The organism is Microbulbifer maximicatervae (SeqCode) (assembly GCF_052467225.1).
In genome coordinates this window covers 5,003,663-5,018,167 of sequence record NZ_CP174303.1, presented here as the reverse complement: position 1 = coordinate 5,018,167, position 14,505 = coordinate 5,003,663, and the positions used below count along the sequence as shown (strand labels likewise).

The following is a 14,505-nucleotide window of genomic DNA, read 5'->3' as shown; positions in this document are numbered from 1 at the left end:
ATTCGATGATTCCTGTGATTCTCTGTGGTGGCACTGGCTCGCGCCTGTGGCCACTCTCTCGCGAGGCCTACCCTAAACAGTTCTTACCCCTTATCGGTGGTGAAACGATGTTACAGGCAACCGTAAGGCGCCTGGAGGGCATTGAGCCATTACAGGCGCCGATCCTGGTATGCAACGAAGAGCATCGTTTTGCCGCTGCCGAGCAATTGCAGGAAATCGGCCACGGAGCCCAGTCCATTTTACTGGAGCCCTGCGCGCGCAATACTGCACCGGCTATTGCCCTGGCTGCCCTGGCTGCCCTGGCAGCACTGGAGTCAGGAGCTGACCCTTTACTGCTGGTATTACCGGCAGACCACGCCGTTTCCGACGAGGCAAATTTTCAGGAGTCTGTAGAGTCGGCCCGAGCCCTGGCTGAGCAGGGGTATCTGGTCACCTTTGGTATTGTGCCGACCCGGGCGGAGACCGGATACGGCTACATTCGGCGCGGGGATAAATTGGCGGAAACTGCTTGGAAAGTGGCGGAGTTCGTCGAAAAGCCGGACACTGAAACCGCTGAAGCTTACCTGGCCTCCGGGGATTACTCCTGGAACAGTGGCATGTTCCTGTTCCGAGCTTCCCGCTATCTGGAGGAGTTGGAGCGGTACCGTGCAGATATTCTCACAGCCTGCCGCAGTGCCTATAAGAGTGCCGCGAGGGATCTGGATTTTACCCGGGTGGATAGAGAGGCTTTTGCAGCCTGCGCAGATGAGTCTGTGGATTATGCAGTAATGGAGCCGACGGAATCCGCGGCAGTTGTACCTATGGATGCGGGTTGGAGCGATGTGGGCTCCTGGCAGGGGCTATGGGAGTTGGCAAAACGCGATGCCAATGACAATTTGCTTCAGGGTGATGTGTTGCTAGAAGACTCCCAGCGCTGCCTGGTGCGTGGTGAGAGCCGCTTGGTCAGCCTTCTCGGTGTATCCGACCTAGTGGTTGTCGATACTGACGATGCGCTTCTGATCGCTGACCGGCAACGGGTCCAGGAAGTCAAAAAACTGGTCAGTAACCTCAAGAACACTGGTCGCAGTGAGGCCCAAAGGCACCGCAAGGTATATAGGCCCTGGGGCTACTACGACTCGATTGATGCGGGTCCACGCTTTCAAGTGAAGCGTATTGTGGTGAAGCCGGGCCAGCAGCTATCCCTGCAGATGCATCACCACCGCGCTGAACACTGGGTTGTGGTGCAGGGAACTGCGAAGGTTACCCGAGGTGAAGAAGAGGTCCTGATCACCGAGAACCAATCGACTTATATCCCCCTGGGGGTGGTCCACCGCCTGGAGAACCCCGGCACGATTCCCTTGGAGCTGATTGAGGTGCAATCCGGCAGTTATCTCGGAGAGGATGACATTGTCCGCCTCGATGATGAGTATGGTCGTAACTAGTTGTGGATAAAAGTTGTGCTGTTTCCCCTACAGCCGGGAGGCGGCTCACTGTACAATGCGCGCCCTATTTGATGCTGTTCCGGGATTTGCATGAATTCCATTGAGCGCCGCGCCCTGGGTGGGCTGGCTTCCCTGTATGTCTTTCGTATGCTGGGCCTGTTTATGGTCCTGCCGGTTCTCACTGTGTACGGCGAGGGCTATCGCGATAGCACGCCCATGCTGCTGGGGCTGGCAATGGGCGCCTATGGCCTGAGTCAGGCGATACTCCAAATTCCTCTGGGGCTCCTGTCCGATCGCTGGGGGCGCAAGCCGGTTATTTATACCGGCCTTGCACTGTTTGCCCTGGGCAGTGTCATCGCTGCACTGACGGATTCGGTTTACGGACTTATTGTGGGGCGGGTACTGCAAGGTTGTGGTGCTATTGCCGCTGCGGTGATGGCGCTGGTTGCCGACTTAACCCGCGATGAAAAGCGCGGTATTGCGATGGCGATTATCGGAGCGTCTATTGGCGTCGCATTTATGCTGGCGGTGATCCTGGGGCCAGCGCTAGCCGGTGTGGGCGGCTTGCCGGCAATTTTCTGGGTCACTGCTGGATTAGCACTGCTGGGTGGATTATTGGTTTGGCGCCTGGTGCCGACTCCGGAGGCGGCTCGGCGGCCCGCAGTTTATGGCAGTGGTTTTCGTTCGGTAGTTAAAAGCGGTCTTGTTTGGCGCTTGGTTTCTGGGGCCTTTTTCTCCCACTTGTTGCTCACGGCATTGTTCGTCGCCTTGCCATTGGTGCTAGTCGATAGATTGGATTGGCCGGCTAGCGAGCACTGGAAATTGTATGGACCACTCATGCTCGGCACCTTCTTGCTGATGTTGCCAATGATGAGGGCGGCAGAGAAAAGTGATCGGGTGCCTTTTGCGCTTAATTTTGCTTGTTTAGCTTTGATCGGTGGCAGTGCGGCCTTGTTGTCTGTAAGCACCTGGATGCTGGTAGTCTTGCTGGCAGTGTTCTTCACCGGTTTCAACCTGCTTGAAGCCCTGCTGCCGGCGCAGCTAACCAGGAAGGCTCCGGCGGAAGCGAGGGGCGCAGCTACGGGGCTCTACGCGACTTTACAGTTCTTTGGCACCTTTGTCGGCGGTAGCCTGGGTGGCCTGCTGTTCGGTCTGGGGGGCGCTTCCGCAGTTGCTGCTCTGGGTTTGGCGGTGCTGCTGCTATGGATGTTGCTGTGGTGGGGTTTGCGCGAGAGAGCGTGAAGGTAGCGCTTACTAACACTGAGCCGCTATTGTATCCTACTGGATAAAAATACAATATTTACTGATGGTGCAATGTAGCACTGACGGTATTTCATAACACTTGATAGATTAATTGATTGTTTAAATAGTTTATTGCCCCGGGTGGAGCCCGGGTTGACGAGAGGAGAGGGCCATGGCCAGGGGTATTAATAAAGTAATTCTGATCGGTAATCTGGGGAATGACCCGGAAACCAAATATATGCCGAGTGGCGGTGCTGTTACCAACATCAGCCTGGCTACAAGTGAGAGCTGGAAAGACAAGCAGACTGGCCAGCAGCAGGAGCGCACTGAGTGGCATCGCGTAGTATTTTTTAACCGCCTGGCTGAGATCGCCGGTGAGTACCTGCGCAAGGGGGCCAAAGTTTATGTAGAGGGCTCTCTACGCACCCGTAAGTGGCAGGATAAGAATTCCGGCCAGGACCGCTACACCACTGAAATCGTTGCCAGCGAAATGCAGATGCTGGACGGTCGCGGTGAGCAGGGCGGCTTTGGTCAGGGTATGGGTGGCGCTGGAATGGGCGCAGCCGCAGGTGGCCAAATGGGTGGCGGCCAGCCGATGGGTGGTTCCAGCGGTTTTGACCAACAGGGCGGCGGTTTTCAGGGTGGCTACCAGCAGCAGGGCGGCCAGGAGGCATACGGGCAGGGGCGTACCGCTCCCTCACCGATGGCACCAGCTAACCAGCAGCCCCAGCAACAGCCGAACCAAGGTCCTGCCGGTGGTTTCGATAATAGCTTTGATGACGATATCCCGTTCTAAGAACTGGATTTACCAGTGTCTGAATTGAATACAGGTTATATGCCGGATACCGTCGCCATTATCACAGCTGGTAATGAGGTTGATGGCGCGCTGCAAAAAAGACTGCAGCGCGCAGGCTTTCGCGTACAGCAGTTGACCCCCGGGGAAATCGATCAATTGAGACCGGGCTCAATTGTGATTAATGCCTCCGCCTGTGCCGACAATCGAGGCATGCCGGAGTCACTGCTGGTGAGTAAGCGGCTTTGTGCTGCACCCTGTGGACATATTATTCACCTCTCATCCTACCAAGTTTTTTCTGGTGGTGAGCGCCGCCGCTATGACGAGGATGAGCCCGCAGAACCGCAGTCCCCGAGTGGACGCGAATGGCTGGCTTGCGAAGATGCCTTTAATGGGCTGCAAAACCTGACGATTTTGCGTTTTGGCTGGATGGTGGATAGTGGTCAGGATGCCTTGTTAGGGCGTATTTTACGCAACTTTGTGTCTGGGGAGCCTTTAGCCCTGGATGGAAGGAACAGCGGCAACCCAGTAACAGTGGTGGATATGGCTCGTGTCGCAGTGGCGGTTGCCCAGCAGCTCGCTAGCGGGGCCAAGGCAGGAGGCGTTTATCACTACGGTAGTTCTGATAGCTGCACAGCGATGGAGTTTGCCCTGGAGGTGGTCGAGCGCGCCCAGGCTTTTTACGATGAAGAGCGCTTTGCGCAATTTACTTCATTAGGGGATGAGGCTGAGAAGCGGGATCGCAGCATAGTACTTTCATGTGGCAAGCTGCGGGATGTCTTTGGTGTTCAGCAGCGGAGCTGGAGACAGGGACTGACACGCCAGGTTGAGCTGTGGTTGGAGCGCCTGCACGCGACTCCGGAATAGTTTGGTTTCTGTTGCGCAGTCAATAAAAAGGGCGCCGCGAGGCGCCCTTTTTATTTCGATTAGATTTTATCGAATATCAGGCAGGCATTAGTTCCGCCAAAGCCAAAGCTATTGGACATAGCCCGTTTGACTTCAGTCTCACGCAGCTGGCGGACAAGGTCCATGCCTTCCGCAGCGGGGTCGAGGTTCTCTACATTGGCTGATGCAGCAATGAAGTTATTCTGCATCATCAGCAGGCTGTAAATGGCCTCCTGAACCCCTGCAGCTCCCAGAGAGTGGCCTGTCAGAGATTTGGTAGAGGCGAATGCCGGAACTGTATCCCCGAAGACTTCGCGCATGGCCTTCAATTCGGCGACATCGCCTACAGGCGTAGAGGTGCCGTGGGTATTGATATAATCCACGCTACCCTGCAGGCCTTTGCCGTCCATTCCGGCCAGAGCCTGCTGCATGCAGCGGGTGGCGCCTTCACCGCTTGGGGCAACCATATCGTAACCATCGGAAGTTGCGCCGTAACCGGTCAGCTCCGCATAGATGGTCGCACCGCGAGCCACGGCGTGTTCCATTTCTTCGAGCACCAGACAGCCACCACCACCGGCGATCACAAAGCCATCGCGATCGGCATCGTAGGGGCGTGATGCTTTTGTCGGAGTATCGTTATATTTGCTTGAGAGGGCGCCCATAGCGTCAAACAAGTGAGTCAAACTCCAGGCAAGTTCCTCACCACCGCCAGCAAACACTACATCCTGCTTACCCATCTGGATAAGCTCAGCTCCGTTCCCTATACAGTGGGCACTGGTAGCGCAAGCGGAAGAAATACTGTAGTTCACCCCTTTGATTTTGAATGGAGTGGCTAAGCATGCGGAAACGGTACTGTTCATTACCTGAGGCACGCGGTAGGCGCCTACACGGCGAACACCTTTTTCCTTCAGAGTATGTGCAGCGTCAATAATCTGCTGAGTGGATGTGCCGCCAGAGCCCATCACGATACCCGTGCGCGGATTAGATATCTGCGCCTCCTGCAGGCCCGACATCTCGATTGCCTCACGCATGGCAATGTACGCATAGGCTGCAGCGTCGCCCATAAAGCGAAGTTGCTTGCGATCGATATGCTCTTTGAAATCGATGTCCACAGGCCCAGCCACATGGCTGCGCAGGCCGAGCTCCTTATACTCTTCTTGGAAGCGGATGCCGCTTCGACCAGTTTTCAGTGACTCGGTGACTTCTTTAGTGTTGGTACCGATACAGGAAGTGATACCCATTCCGGTAATGACGACCCGACGCATAGTGATCTCCAGCATAGCTTGTCGGCAGAGGACTGATGGTTTCTACCGGTATTAGTCTTAAACGAGTTTAAAAATTGTCCGTACGGGTAAATAAGCCTACGCGAAGATCCTTTGCTGTGTAAATTTCTCTTCCATCCACAGAGACACTGCCGTCGCCAATACCCATAACAAGCCTGCGCTCAACAATCCGGCTCATCTGAATATGGTAAGTCACCTTTTTGCTGGTGGGGAGAATTTGGCCGGTAAATTTAACTTCACCACAGCCCAGTGCACGACCGCGGCCGGGGTTGCCTTTCCAGGCCAGGAAATAACCCAACAATTGCCACATAGCATCCAGGCCGAGGCAGCCGGGCATTACGGGATCGCCGGGAAAATGGCAGTCGAAGAACCATAGGTCGGGGTGAATGTCGAGCTCAGCGATCAGCTCTCCCTTGCCGAAAGCACCATCTTCCTTGGATATATGGGTGATACGATCGAGCATCAACATATTGGGAGCCGGCAACTGGGCGTTGCCTGGGCCGAACATCTCGCCACGGGAGCAAGTCAGGAGCTCCTCTCTGGTATACTCACTTTTTTGTACAAAATTACTCATCATTTCCCCGTTAGTGGGTGGTTATGCAATTGAGATTGGACACTTTTGCAAGAGCGGGCATTCTAAGGGCTGTGCGTTGCTTGTCCAGTCGGTCAAGGCGCTTTTTGTGACTGACGTGAGAATTGTCTTCACAAATCCCACCTATTTAGCGTATTAATTCCTCAACATATTCGTATAGTTTTGGTGTTTATCCTCGGGGAATTCACATTTTGGGCCAAGTTTAACGTTATCGAGTGTAAGTGCTTGCACTGCGACGCTATGATAAGTTGCCAGCCCTGCGCGGGGTGCGCTGTTTTAAATTGATTGGGGGAGCAGAATGCTCAAGAAATGCCTATTTCCTGTTGCCGGCTACGGCACTCGTTTTCTTCCTGCCACCAAGGCAATGCCGAAAGAAATGTTACCGCTGGTGAACAAGCCATTGGTTCAGTACGGCGTTGAAGAGGCTATAGAGGCGGGGCTGACTGAGATCGGTTTTGTCACAGGACGAGGCAAGCGCGCGATTGAGGATCACTTTGATACCAACTTTGAGCTGGAACACCAGATCGCGGGTACCGGCAAAGAACGTTACCTGGACTCAGTGCGCAAAGTGATCGATAAGGCGAGCTTTTCTTATACGCGTCAGGGCGAAATGAGAGGCCTGGGTGACGCTATTTTGCAAGGACATCGCCTGGTTGGCGATGAGCCGTTTGCCGTCGTGTTGGCTGATGACCTGTGTCTAAATGAAGATATGGGCGTTTTGGGGCAAATGGTTCAGCTTTATAAGCAATTCCGCTGCAGTATTGTTGCGGTAGAGGAAGTGCCGAAGGAGCAGATCCACAAATTTGGTGTGATCGGTGGTAATGAAATTAAGCCTGGTCTGTATCAAGTCACTGACATGGTCGAGAAGCCTGCAGCGGAAGATGCCCCCAGTAATATGGCGATTATTGGTCGTTATATCCTGACACCGGATATCTTTGATCTGATCCGAGATACTCCTCCAGGTAAAAATGGTGAGGTTCAAATTACCGATGCGCTGATGGCGCAAGCTCAGCAGGGCTGTGTATTAGCCTATGCCTTCAAAGGTCGCCGCTTTGACTGTGGTTCTGTAGAGGGCTTTATTGATGCTACTAACCACGTCTACGAAAATGTGTATTTGCCAGAGCAGGCTGCTGAGGAGAAAAGCAAGTGAGTGAGCTGACTTGCTTTAAGGCTTATGACCTTCGCGGCCGTGTACCCGATGAACTTAATACCGATGTCGCATATCGAGTGGGGCGTGCCTTTGCCCAGTTCCTGAATGCTCGTCGAGTAGTTGTTGGGCATGATATTCGGCTTACCAGTGGCGAGCTGACAGATGCGCTGGTCAATGGATTACGAGATGCGGGTGCCGATGTTTTCCATATCGGCGAGTGTGGTACAGAAGAGGTATACTTTGCCAATTTCCACGGGGGCTTTGACGGCGGTATTTGCGTTACTGCTAGTCACAATCCTATGGACTACAACGGCATGAAGTTTGTACGTGCAGGCAGTAGTCCAATCAGTGGTGATACCGGTCTACTGGATATCAAGCGCTTGGCAGAAGAAAACAACTTTGCTCCGGTTGAGCAAAGAGGCACTTTGCAGCGCTTTGAACATCGTGCTGATTTTGTGCAGCACTTATTGGGGTATATCGATAATACTGCATTGAAACCATTAAAATTGGTGGTTAATGCGGGTAATGGTGGTGCGGGGGCGGTTGTTGATGAGCTGGCTCCACACCTGCCGTTTGAGTTTGTGCGAGTTCACCACGAGCCCGATGGCAACTTTCCCAACGGTATTCCCAACCCAATTTTGCCAGAAAACCGCAGTTCTACTGCCGAGGCAGTGCGGGCAAGCGGCGCTGATTTTGGTATAGCTTGGGATGGTGATTTTGATCGCTGCTTTTTCTTCGATGAAAGTGGTGATTTTATTGAAGGTTACTATGTTGTTGGCTTGCTGGCAGAAGCTTTCCTGGCAAAAAACAACGGTGCCAAAGTTGTTCATGATCCACGCCTGCTCTGGAATACCGAGGATATTGTCCGCGCTGCTGGTGGAGAGCCGGTACAGAGTAAAACCGGTCATGCCTTTATTAAAGAGCGCATGCGCAAGGAAGATGCCATTTATGGCGGTGAAATGAGTGCGCATCATTATTTCCGGGATTTCGCCTACTGCGATAGCGGTATGATTCCATGGATATTGGTTGCTGAGTTGGTAAGTCGCAGTGGTAAATCGCTGTCACAGCTTGTTGGTGAGCGCATGGCCGCTTTCCCCTGTTCGGGAGAGATTAACTCTAAGGTTCAGGATGCTGCAGCACTGTTAAAGGCGGCAGAGGAAAAGTATGGACCTGCAGCTGACAGCGTTGAGCACGTGGATGGGTTGAGTATCGCTTACCCCGAGTGGCGTTTTAATTTGCGTATGTCAAATACTGAACCGGTTGTTCGCTTGAATGTTGAATCCCGGGGAAGTGAGGAATTAATGCGGGAGAAAACAGAGGAGCTGCTTAAGCTTATCGGTTGATACTCGTTTTTTAATATTAAAAAGCCCCGCAACTGCGGGGCTTTTTGGTTTGGGGGTACTCAAAGTTATTTATCTGGTTTTATGGAAGAAATTATAAGAGTCGGGTGACAGCTTGGATGGGGCCTTTGGGGGTCTTTACGTGTTGAGCGAAGATTTGCCACTGGTTCTTAACCCGTACTCCAATAACATAAGCGTAGTCTGTGTAGATGTGATGGTGGGGCTTTAGAGTTGAGCGCCCAAGGGATTTTGTGACGTTACCTAAAAACCTAAACTTTCCCCGGTTGATAATTTCATTGTGTGTGGCCTTGCCATTGAGTCCCTGTTTTTTCCTTGGGCGAACATGAGCAACGGCCGGCATATTCGTATTGCGCCCGCCAATACAGAAACAGCAGTCACTGAGTTGCCCGGTAATCATAATGTCGGCACCGCTGCGCATTTGGTAGGGCTCAAGGTGATCTAGGGCAAGGTCTTCATCCCAATCGATCATACGAATATGGTGGACCTTGATTGTTTGCGGATCTTCGATAAAGACCCCTTGGCGGTGGAAAGCAAAAATTTCATTGGGGCTATCGATACCAGGTGCGCCCATGCCCATGGTGTAGGTCCCGAATTGATAATCCATGACTCCAGTATCTTTTGTACCGGTAATCCTCACCAGGTTATTTTTTAAGAACATTTCCGGGTAATTTCTAAGCTGATAAAGCGCAGTAGAGCTTCTCATGTGCTGATCTCTCCATACCAATTATATTCTTCTCGTTATTTTGCCCCTGAGGAATTGGTGTTGGCGCTTGAAATAACAAGAGGAACAATCGTACCCAATGTTGGAGGGGTAGCGGGAAATAGATACGAATAAAGCTTGGAGGTTGGTCAGGTTTGGTAGCTGCTCGAGGGGGGAGCTGCGTTGTTTCGCATTGTGCTTAAGGTAGCGGCGCTGCCCGTGCTATCGATATAGCCCGAGCAGCATTTACTTCTAGACGTTTCTCTCTATAGCAAAACTCGCCAATTGCTGCAGGGCGGTTTTTTGTTCGCTCTCGGGCATAAAGGCCAATTGCTTTTTGGCGTCTTCTACAGCGGCCCGGGCACGATCCATGGTGTAGTCCAGAGCACCGCAGGCTTCAATGGCCTCTACTATTTCACTGAGCTTTTCCGCACTGCGCTGTTCAATTGCAGTTTTTACCAGCAGTGCCTGGTCCTTGCTGCCGTTGGCCATGGTGTAGATCAAGGGCAGGGTCGGTTTGCCCTCCGCCAGGTCATCCCCAACATTTTTACCCAGTTCTTCCGAATTACCGCGATAATCGAGAGCGTCATCAACCAGCTGGAAGGCGAGTCCCAGGTGTCGACCGTAGAGTTTCAGTGCAGTTTGTTCTTCACTTGAGCAGTTGGCTAATACGGCCGCAGTTTCACAGGCGGCTTCAAACAGTGCGCCGGTCTTTTTGTGGATGACAGTGAAGTAATTCTCTTCGCTTACTGCGGGATCACCGGCGTTGACCAGTTGCTGTACTTCACCCTCTGCGATGGTGTTGGTGGTTTCTGAGAGAATTGCCATGATGTTCATGTCTTCCAGGGCAACCATCATCTGGAAGGCGCGGGAATAGAGGAAATCTCCCACGAGTACGCTGGGCGCATTGCCCCACTTGGCATTGGCGGTAAGGCGGCCGCGGCGCATGTCAGAGGTGTCTACAACATCGTCGTGCAGTAAGGTAGCAGTGTGAATAAACTCAATAATGGTGGCGAGATCGATATGGTTCTCACCCTGATAGCCGCAAGCTTTGGCACAAAGCAGTACCAGTAGTGGGCGCAGGCGCTTCCCCCCGGCTTCGACCAGGTAGTGACCTATATTTTCCACCAGGGGAACGTCCGAGTGCAGTTGATCGAGAATGCGCTGGTTAACCGCAGCAAAGTCTTCGGCGGCGACCCGGTGAAAAGGCAGCATGTGAGAGTTCCTTATACGACTAGACAGAGGCCTCCCGGGGGCCGGAAGGCGAAGGGGCGCTATTGTATCAACCCGGCGAATTGATTAGAATCTGCGCCCCGCCAATTGCGGGCTCTTTGCGGCTATTGGGTCGTCTGCGGGCCTTTTGGCGAATAGATGTTAAACACACGGCGCAAGCTCCCGAAATGCGGAGCAGTGACTTACTGGTCCTCCCGCTGCTTCGTGTCGTCCTTACCGGAGCATAGAAATATGTACGCTGTTTTTGAGAGCGGTGGCAAGCAACACCGTGTAGAAGAAGGCGAAGTACTTCGCCTGGAGAAGCTGGAAGTAGCAACTGGCGAATCCATCGATTTTGATAAAGTGTTCATGGTTGTCGATGGCGACAAGATCAACATTGGCGCTCCTGTTGTAGATGGCGCTAAAGTAACTGCTGAAGTGGTAAGCCACGGCCGCGGCGAGAAGGTGAAAATCATCAAGTTCCGTCGTCGTAAGCACTCCATGAAGCGCCAGGGCCACCGTCAGTGGTACACCGAAGTTAAAATCACTGGCATCAAGGCATAAGAGAGGAGTAACGACTCATGGCACATAAGAAAGCTGGCGGTAGTACGCGAAATGGTCGCGATTCCGAGAGTAAACGCCTGGGCGTGAAGCGCTTTGGCGGCCAGTCTGTAGCAGCAGGCAACATCATCGTTCGTCAGCGTGGCACCAAGTTCCACGCCGGTGTTAACGTTGGTATGGGCAAAGACCACACCCTGTTCGCCACTGCGGACGGCGTTGTGAAGTTTGAAGTTAAGGGCCCCAACAACCGCAAGTTCGTTTCTATCGAAACTGCTTAAGCGGTCATTAGCCCAAGCTTCATAAAAAGCCCCGCTATTGCGGGGCTTTTTTGTTGGAAAAGTCGCAAAAAGACCGCGACGGGAAGTTAGGGTGGCAGTTGCCCACAGGAGGCGGCTTGTCGGCTGGTATGATGATAGTGTGCGTATCTGCGCACCGGATGAGACAACCGCTGTGGCGGTGGAGTGATTATGAAGTTTGTCGATGAGGCGCCCATCTCTGTGCAGGCAGGCAAGGGCGGCAATGGCTGCCTGAGCTTTCGCCGGGAAAAATTTGTTGAGAAGGGTGGTCCGGATGGCGGTGACGGCGGCGATGGCGGCTCCGTGTACCTGGAAGCTGATGATTCCCTGAACACCCTGGTGGATTATCGCTACCAGCCCCGCTACGCCGCTGAGAGTGGCCAGCCGGGTCGAGGGCGCAACTGTACTGGCGCCAAGGGTGAGGACCTGGTCCTTAAGGTGCCGGTGGGCACCACGATCATTGATGCGGATACCGGCGAGACTATCGGCGATATGACCGAAGCCGGTGAGCGTCAGCTGGTGGCCCAGGGGGGCTTCCACGGCCTGGGTAATACCCGATTCAAGTCCAGTACTAACCGTGCGCCGCGTCAGACCACGCACGGCACTGAGGGTGAGATGCGCAGCCTCAAGCTCGAGCTGAAGGTTCTGGCAGATGTGGGCATGCTAGGACTGCCCAATGCGGGTAAATCCACGTTTATTCGCGCCGTCTCTGCGGCCAAACCGAAAGTGGCCAACTACCCCTTTACTACCCTGGTACCAAATTTGGGGGTGGTGCAGGTTCAGAAGCATCGAAGCTTTGTGATTGCAGATATTCCCGGCCTGATTGAAGGTGCAGCCGAAGGTGCAGGGCTGGGGATTCGCTTCCTCAAGCACTTAACTCGCTGTCGTGTTTTGTTGCACCTGGTTGACCTGGCTCCCTTTGATGGCTCTGATCCGGTGGAGAATGCCCGAGCCATTGAGCGCGAGCTGTCCACCTTTAGCCCTACCCTGGCCGGGCGTGAGCGCTGGCTGGTATTGAACAAGACCGACCTGGTTCCCGCTGCGGAGCTGGAAGAGCGCTGCCAGGCGGTAGTGGATGCTCTGGGCTGGGAAGGGCCTGTGTTCCGTGTGGCAGCTATTCGCAAAGAGGGTACCGATGCCCTCGGTGGACGCTTGATGGACTACCTGGAAGAGCGCCAGGAAATCGAAGAGCGAGATCCCGACTTGGCTGTGGCGGAGCTGGAAGCGCAGCGTCAAATGCAGCGCGAAGCTCGCGAGCGAATTGAAGAGTTGAGAGAGAGTCATCGCGCCAAGCGCAAAGCTGCCAAGGGGCAGGTGGATGACGATGAGGATTGGGATGATGACGACGACCACGATGTGGATGTCGAGTATCGCTCTTAAATGGCGTGGAGCGAGCTGAGTTAGCTTGGCTCGCTCAATAGTTATCTTGTCCTGAGGGGGAAACATGGACTCCGCAACAGTGTCCCGGCAGGCGTTGACCAAGGCCCAGCGGTGGGTGGTAAAAATTGGTAGCGCCCTTCTGACAGATAATGGTCGAGGTGTGAATACCGCTGCCATTTCTGCTTGGGTTGCGCAGATGGCTGATTTGCGCCGTCGAGGGATCGAAGTTGTTTTGGTTTCATCCGGTGCTGTTGCGGCCGGAATGGACCGGTTGGGCTGGTGTCGCCGGCCTGAGTCTATCCACCAGTTACAGGCGGCTGCTGCTGTGGGGCAGAGCCACCTTGTGCAGGTCTATGAGCAGGCTTTTAGCCGTTTTGATATTCGCAGCGCTCAGATCCTGTTGGATCACGATGACCTTTCCAATCGCACTCGCTACTTGAATGCTCGCAGCACCTTGCGCACGCTCCTGTCACTGGGGGCTGTGCCTATCGTGAATGAAAATGACACGGTAGTGACTGACGAAATACGTTTCGGCGATAACGATACCCTGGCGGCCCTGGTTGCAAATCTGGTTGAGGCAGATGCGCTGCTGATTTTGACCGATGCGGATGGGCTGTTTACTGAAGACCCCCGCGATAACCCCGAAGCAGAATTAATTAGTGAGGCATCTGCGCTTGATCCCAGGCTGCTGGAGATGGCGGGGGATTCCCGCAGCGGTCTGGGTCGTGGTGGTATGACCACCAAGGTGCGCGCAGCGCAGTTGGCAGCGCGCTCAGGAGCTCGCACAGTGATCGCTGGCGGGGCCTTGGAGGCGGTGATAGATAAAGTCTGTGCCGGCGAGCAGCTGGGTACCCTGTTGCTGCCAGAGGCAGATCCCCTGGCGGCGCGTAAGCGCTGGCTCGCTGGACAGTTACAGGTGCGCGGAACCCTGTTAGTGGATGCCGGTGCCGAGGCAGCTATGACTGGGAGTGGTAGCAGTCTGTTGCCGGTGGGGGTTACCGCTGTTGAAGGGCGTTTCAGGCGAGGGGATCTGGTGTCTTGCAGGAATGCTGAGGGTCGCGAGATAGCGCGGGGCCTGGTCAATTATGACAGTAGTGAGAGTGGTCGGATTCTGGGGCAGTCATCGGAGAAGTTTGCCGACCTTTTGGGGTATCGGGATGACGATGAATTAATTCACCGCGACAACCTGATCCTGCTCTGAATTGGCAAGTGTCGAATACAAAAAAGCCCCGCAATGCGGGGCTTTTTTGTGTCTGCTGCCTAAGGGGTTAGGCGGCCAGAGCTTTGATCTGAGCGTTCAGACGGCTCTTATGACGAGCGGCTTTATTCTTGTGAATAATGCCTTTGTCTGCCATACGGTCAATAACGGGAACTGCTTCTGCGTACGCAGTTTTTGCTTTTTCCGCATCGCCGGCATCGATGGCCGCAACTACCTTCTTGATGTAGGTGCGCACCATGGAGCGCAGACTGGCGTTGTGCATGCGGCGCTTGTCGTTCTGGCGCGCGCGTTTCTTCGCTTGAGGTGAGTTGGCCACCGGTTGCTCCTGTCTGGAATCTATAAATCTGTAACTAACAGGCCCTGGGGCCCGATCGGGACGCGACATTATCCCCACAGTTGGTTGTTTGTCA

The 14,505-nt window shown here is 54.0% G+C and carries 15 protein-coding genes; 10 read left to right on the top strand and 5 right to left on the bottom strand.

Annotation, left to right across the window (positions count from 1 at the left end; all coding sequences use genetic code 11):
* Positions 1-5 precede the first annotated feature (5 nt).
* The 4 genes from ACJJIZ_RS21735 (at position 6) to ACJJIZ_RS21720 (ending at position 4,323) form a co-directional block, all read left to right on the top strand.
* Positions 6-1,421, top strand: coding sequence for a mannose-1-phosphate guanylyltransferase/mannose-6-phosphate isomerase (locus ACJJIZ_RS21735; protein ID WP_444914825.1), 1,416 nt, complete (start codon positions 6-8; stop codon positions 1,419-1,421).
* 90 nt (positions 1,422-1,511) lie between these two features.
* Positions 1,512-2,663, top strand: coding sequence for an MFS transporter (locus tag ACJJIZ_RS21730; RefSeq protein ID WP_444895274.1), 1,152 nt, complete (start codon positions 1,512-1,514; stop codon positions 2,661-2,663).
* 172 nt (positions 2,664-2,835) lie between these two features.
* On the top strand, positions 2,836-3,459 hold the full coding sequence (ssb, locus tag ACJJIZ_RS21725) for a single-stranded DNA-binding protein (protein ID WP_282934376.1): 624 nt from the start codon (positions 2,836-2,838) through the stop codon (positions 3,457-3,459).
* Positions 3,460-3,474: 15 nt separating this feature from the next.
* Positions 3,475-4,323, top strand: a complete 849-nt coding sequence (locus tag ACJJIZ_RS21720) for a sugar nucleotide-binding protein (RefSeq protein WP_444914824.1) — start codon at positions 3,475-3,477, stop codon at positions 4,321-4,323.
* Between the two features lie 59 nt (positions 4,324-4,382).
* On the opposite strand, the gene fabB is transcribed toward ACJJIZ_RS21720, so the two are convergent.
* Entirely contained in the window at positions 4,383-5,606 is a 1,224-nt protein-coding gene (gene fabB / locus ACJJIZ_RS21715; protein ID WP_444914823.1) for a beta-ketoacyl-ACP synthase I, read from the bottom strand.
* 67 nt (positions 5,607-5,673) lie between these two features.
* The gene (gene fabA / locus ACJJIZ_RS21710) at positions 5,674-6,198 is read right to left on the bottom strand and encodes a 3-hydroxyacyl-[acyl-carrier-protein] dehydratase FabA (protein WP_444914822.1); all 525 of its coding nucleotides are present in this window, start codon (positions 6,196-6,198) and stop codon (positions 5,674-5,676) included.
* A gap of 316 nt (positions 6,199-6,514) precedes the next feature.
* Between fabA and galU the strand changes: the two genes are divergently transcribed.
* Together galU and ACJJIZ_RS21700 are read left to right on the top strand one after the other, a co-directional pair.
* Complete coding sequence (gene galU, locus ACJJIZ_RS21705; RefSeq protein WP_444914821.1) at positions 6,515-7,366, top strand: UTP--glucose-1-phosphate uridylyltransferase GalU; 852 nt, start codon at positions 6,515-6,517, stop codon at positions 7,364-7,366.
* Positions 7,363-8,709: a phosphohexomutase domain-containing protein gene (locus ACJJIZ_RS21700; protein WP_444914820.1), complete on the top strand. Its 1,347-nt coding sequence runs from the start codon at positions 7,363-7,365 to the stop codon at positions 8,707-8,709. The genes galU and ACJJIZ_RS21700 overlap by 4 nt, the downstream gene beginning before the upstream one ends.
* Before the next feature lie 91 nt (positions 8,710-8,800).
* Here the strand turns inward: ACJJIZ_RS21700 and ACJJIZ_RS21695 are convergent, their stop codons facing one another.
* Together ACJJIZ_RS21695 and ispB are read right to left on the bottom strand one after the other, a co-directional pair.
* Positions 8,801-9,430, bottom strand: a complete 630-nt coding sequence (locus tag ACJJIZ_RS21695; RefSeq protein WP_444914819.1) for a hypothetical protein — start codon at positions 9,428-9,430, stop codon at positions 8,801-8,803.
* A gap of 249 nt (positions 9,431-9,679) precedes the next feature.
* Positions 9,680-10,642: an octaprenyl diphosphate synthase gene (gene ispB / locus ACJJIZ_RS21690; RefSeq protein WP_444914818.1), complete on the bottom strand. Its 963-nt coding sequence runs from the start codon at positions 10,640-10,642 to the stop codon at positions 9,680-9,682.
* A gap of 249 nt (positions 10,643-10,891) precedes the next feature.
* Between ispB and rplU the strand changes: the two genes are divergently transcribed.
* The 4 genes from rplU to proB all read left to right on the top strand — a co-directional run bounded on the left by rplU (position 10,892) and on the right by proB (position 14,077).
* Complete coding sequence (gene rplU / locus ACJJIZ_RS21685; RefSeq protein WP_108731690.1) at positions 10,892-11,203, top strand: 50S ribosomal protein L21; 312 nt, start codon at positions 10,892-10,894, stop codon at positions 11,201-11,203.
* Positions 11,204-11,220: 17 nt separating this feature from the next.
* Positions 11,221-11,478 (top strand): 50S ribosomal protein L27, encoded by a 258-nt coding sequence (rpmA, locus tag ACJJIZ_RS21680; RefSeq protein WP_073277572.1) that lies wholly within the window; start codon positions 11,221-11,223, stop codon positions 11,476-11,478.
* Positions 11,479-11,667: 189 nt separating this feature from the next.
* Positions 11,668-12,876, top strand: coding sequence for an Obg family GTPase CgtA (gene cgtA, locus ACJJIZ_RS21675; protein WP_108731691.1), 1,209 nt, complete (start codon positions 11,668-11,670; stop codon positions 12,874-12,876).
* Positions 12,877-12,940: 64 nt separating this feature from the next.
* Entirely contained in the window at positions 12,941-14,077 is a 1,137-nt protein-coding gene (gene proB, locus ACJJIZ_RS21670; RefSeq protein ID WP_444914817.1) for a glutamate 5-kinase, read from the top strand.
* 67 nt (positions 14,078-14,144) lie between these two features.
* Here the strand turns inward: proB and rpsT are convergent, their stop codons facing one another.
* Positions 14,145-14,411: a 30S ribosomal protein S20 gene (gene rpsT, locus ACJJIZ_RS21665; RefSeq protein ID WP_108731693.1), complete on the bottom strand. Its 267-nt coding sequence runs from the start codon at positions 14,409-14,411 to the stop codon at positions 14,145-14,147.
* Between the last annotated feature and the right edge of the window lie 94 nt (positions 14,412-14,505).

Bases quoted from the DNA above. Each gene is read 5' to 3' on its own strand.
- ACJJIZ_RS21735 (WP_444914825.1), top strand. From the start codon at position 6: ATGATTCCTGTGATTCTCTGTGGTGGCACTGGCTCGCGCCTGTGGCCA.
- ACJJIZ_RS21730 (WP_444895274.1), top strand. From the start codon at position 1,512: ATGAATTCCATTGAGCGCCGCGCCCTGGGTGGGCTGGCTTCCCTGTAT.
- ssb (WP_282934376.1), top strand. From the start codon at position 2,836: ATGGCCAGGGGTATTAATAAAGTAATTCTGATCGGTAATCTGGGGAAT.
- fabB (WP_444914823.1), bottom strand. From the start codon at position 5,606: ATGCGTCGGGTCGTCATTACCGGAATGGGTATCACTTCCTGTATCGGT.
- fabA (WP_444914822.1), bottom strand. From the start codon at position 6,198: ATGAGTAATTTTGTACAAAAAAGTGAGTATACCAGAGAGGAGCTCCTG.
- galU (WP_444914821.1), top strand. From the start codon at position 6,515: ATGCTCAAGAAATGCCTATTTCCTGTTGCCGGCTACGGCACTCGTTTT.
- ACJJIZ_RS21695 (WP_444914819.1), bottom strand. From the start codon at position 9,430: ATGAGAAGCTCTACTGCGCTTTATCAGCTTAGAAATTACCCGGAAATG.
- ispB (WP_444914818.1), bottom strand. From the start codon at position 10,642: ATGCTGCCTTTTCACCGGGTCGCCGCCGAAGACTTTGCTGCGGTTAAC.
- rplU (WP_108731690.1), top strand. From the start codon at position 10,892: ATGTACGCTGTTTTTGAGAGCGGTGGCAAGCAACACCGTGTAGAAGAA.
- rpmA (WP_073277572.1), top strand. From the start codon at position 11,221: ATGGCACATAAGAAAGCTGGCGGTAGTACGCGAAATGGTCGCGATTCC.
- cgtA (WP_108731691.1), top strand. From the start codon at position 11,668: ATGAAGTTTGTCGATGAGGCGCCCATCTCTGTGCAGGCAGGCAAGGGC.
- proB (WP_444914817.1), top strand. From the start codon at position 12,941: ATGGACTCCGCAACAGTGTCCCGGCAGGCGTTGACCAAGGCCCAGCGG.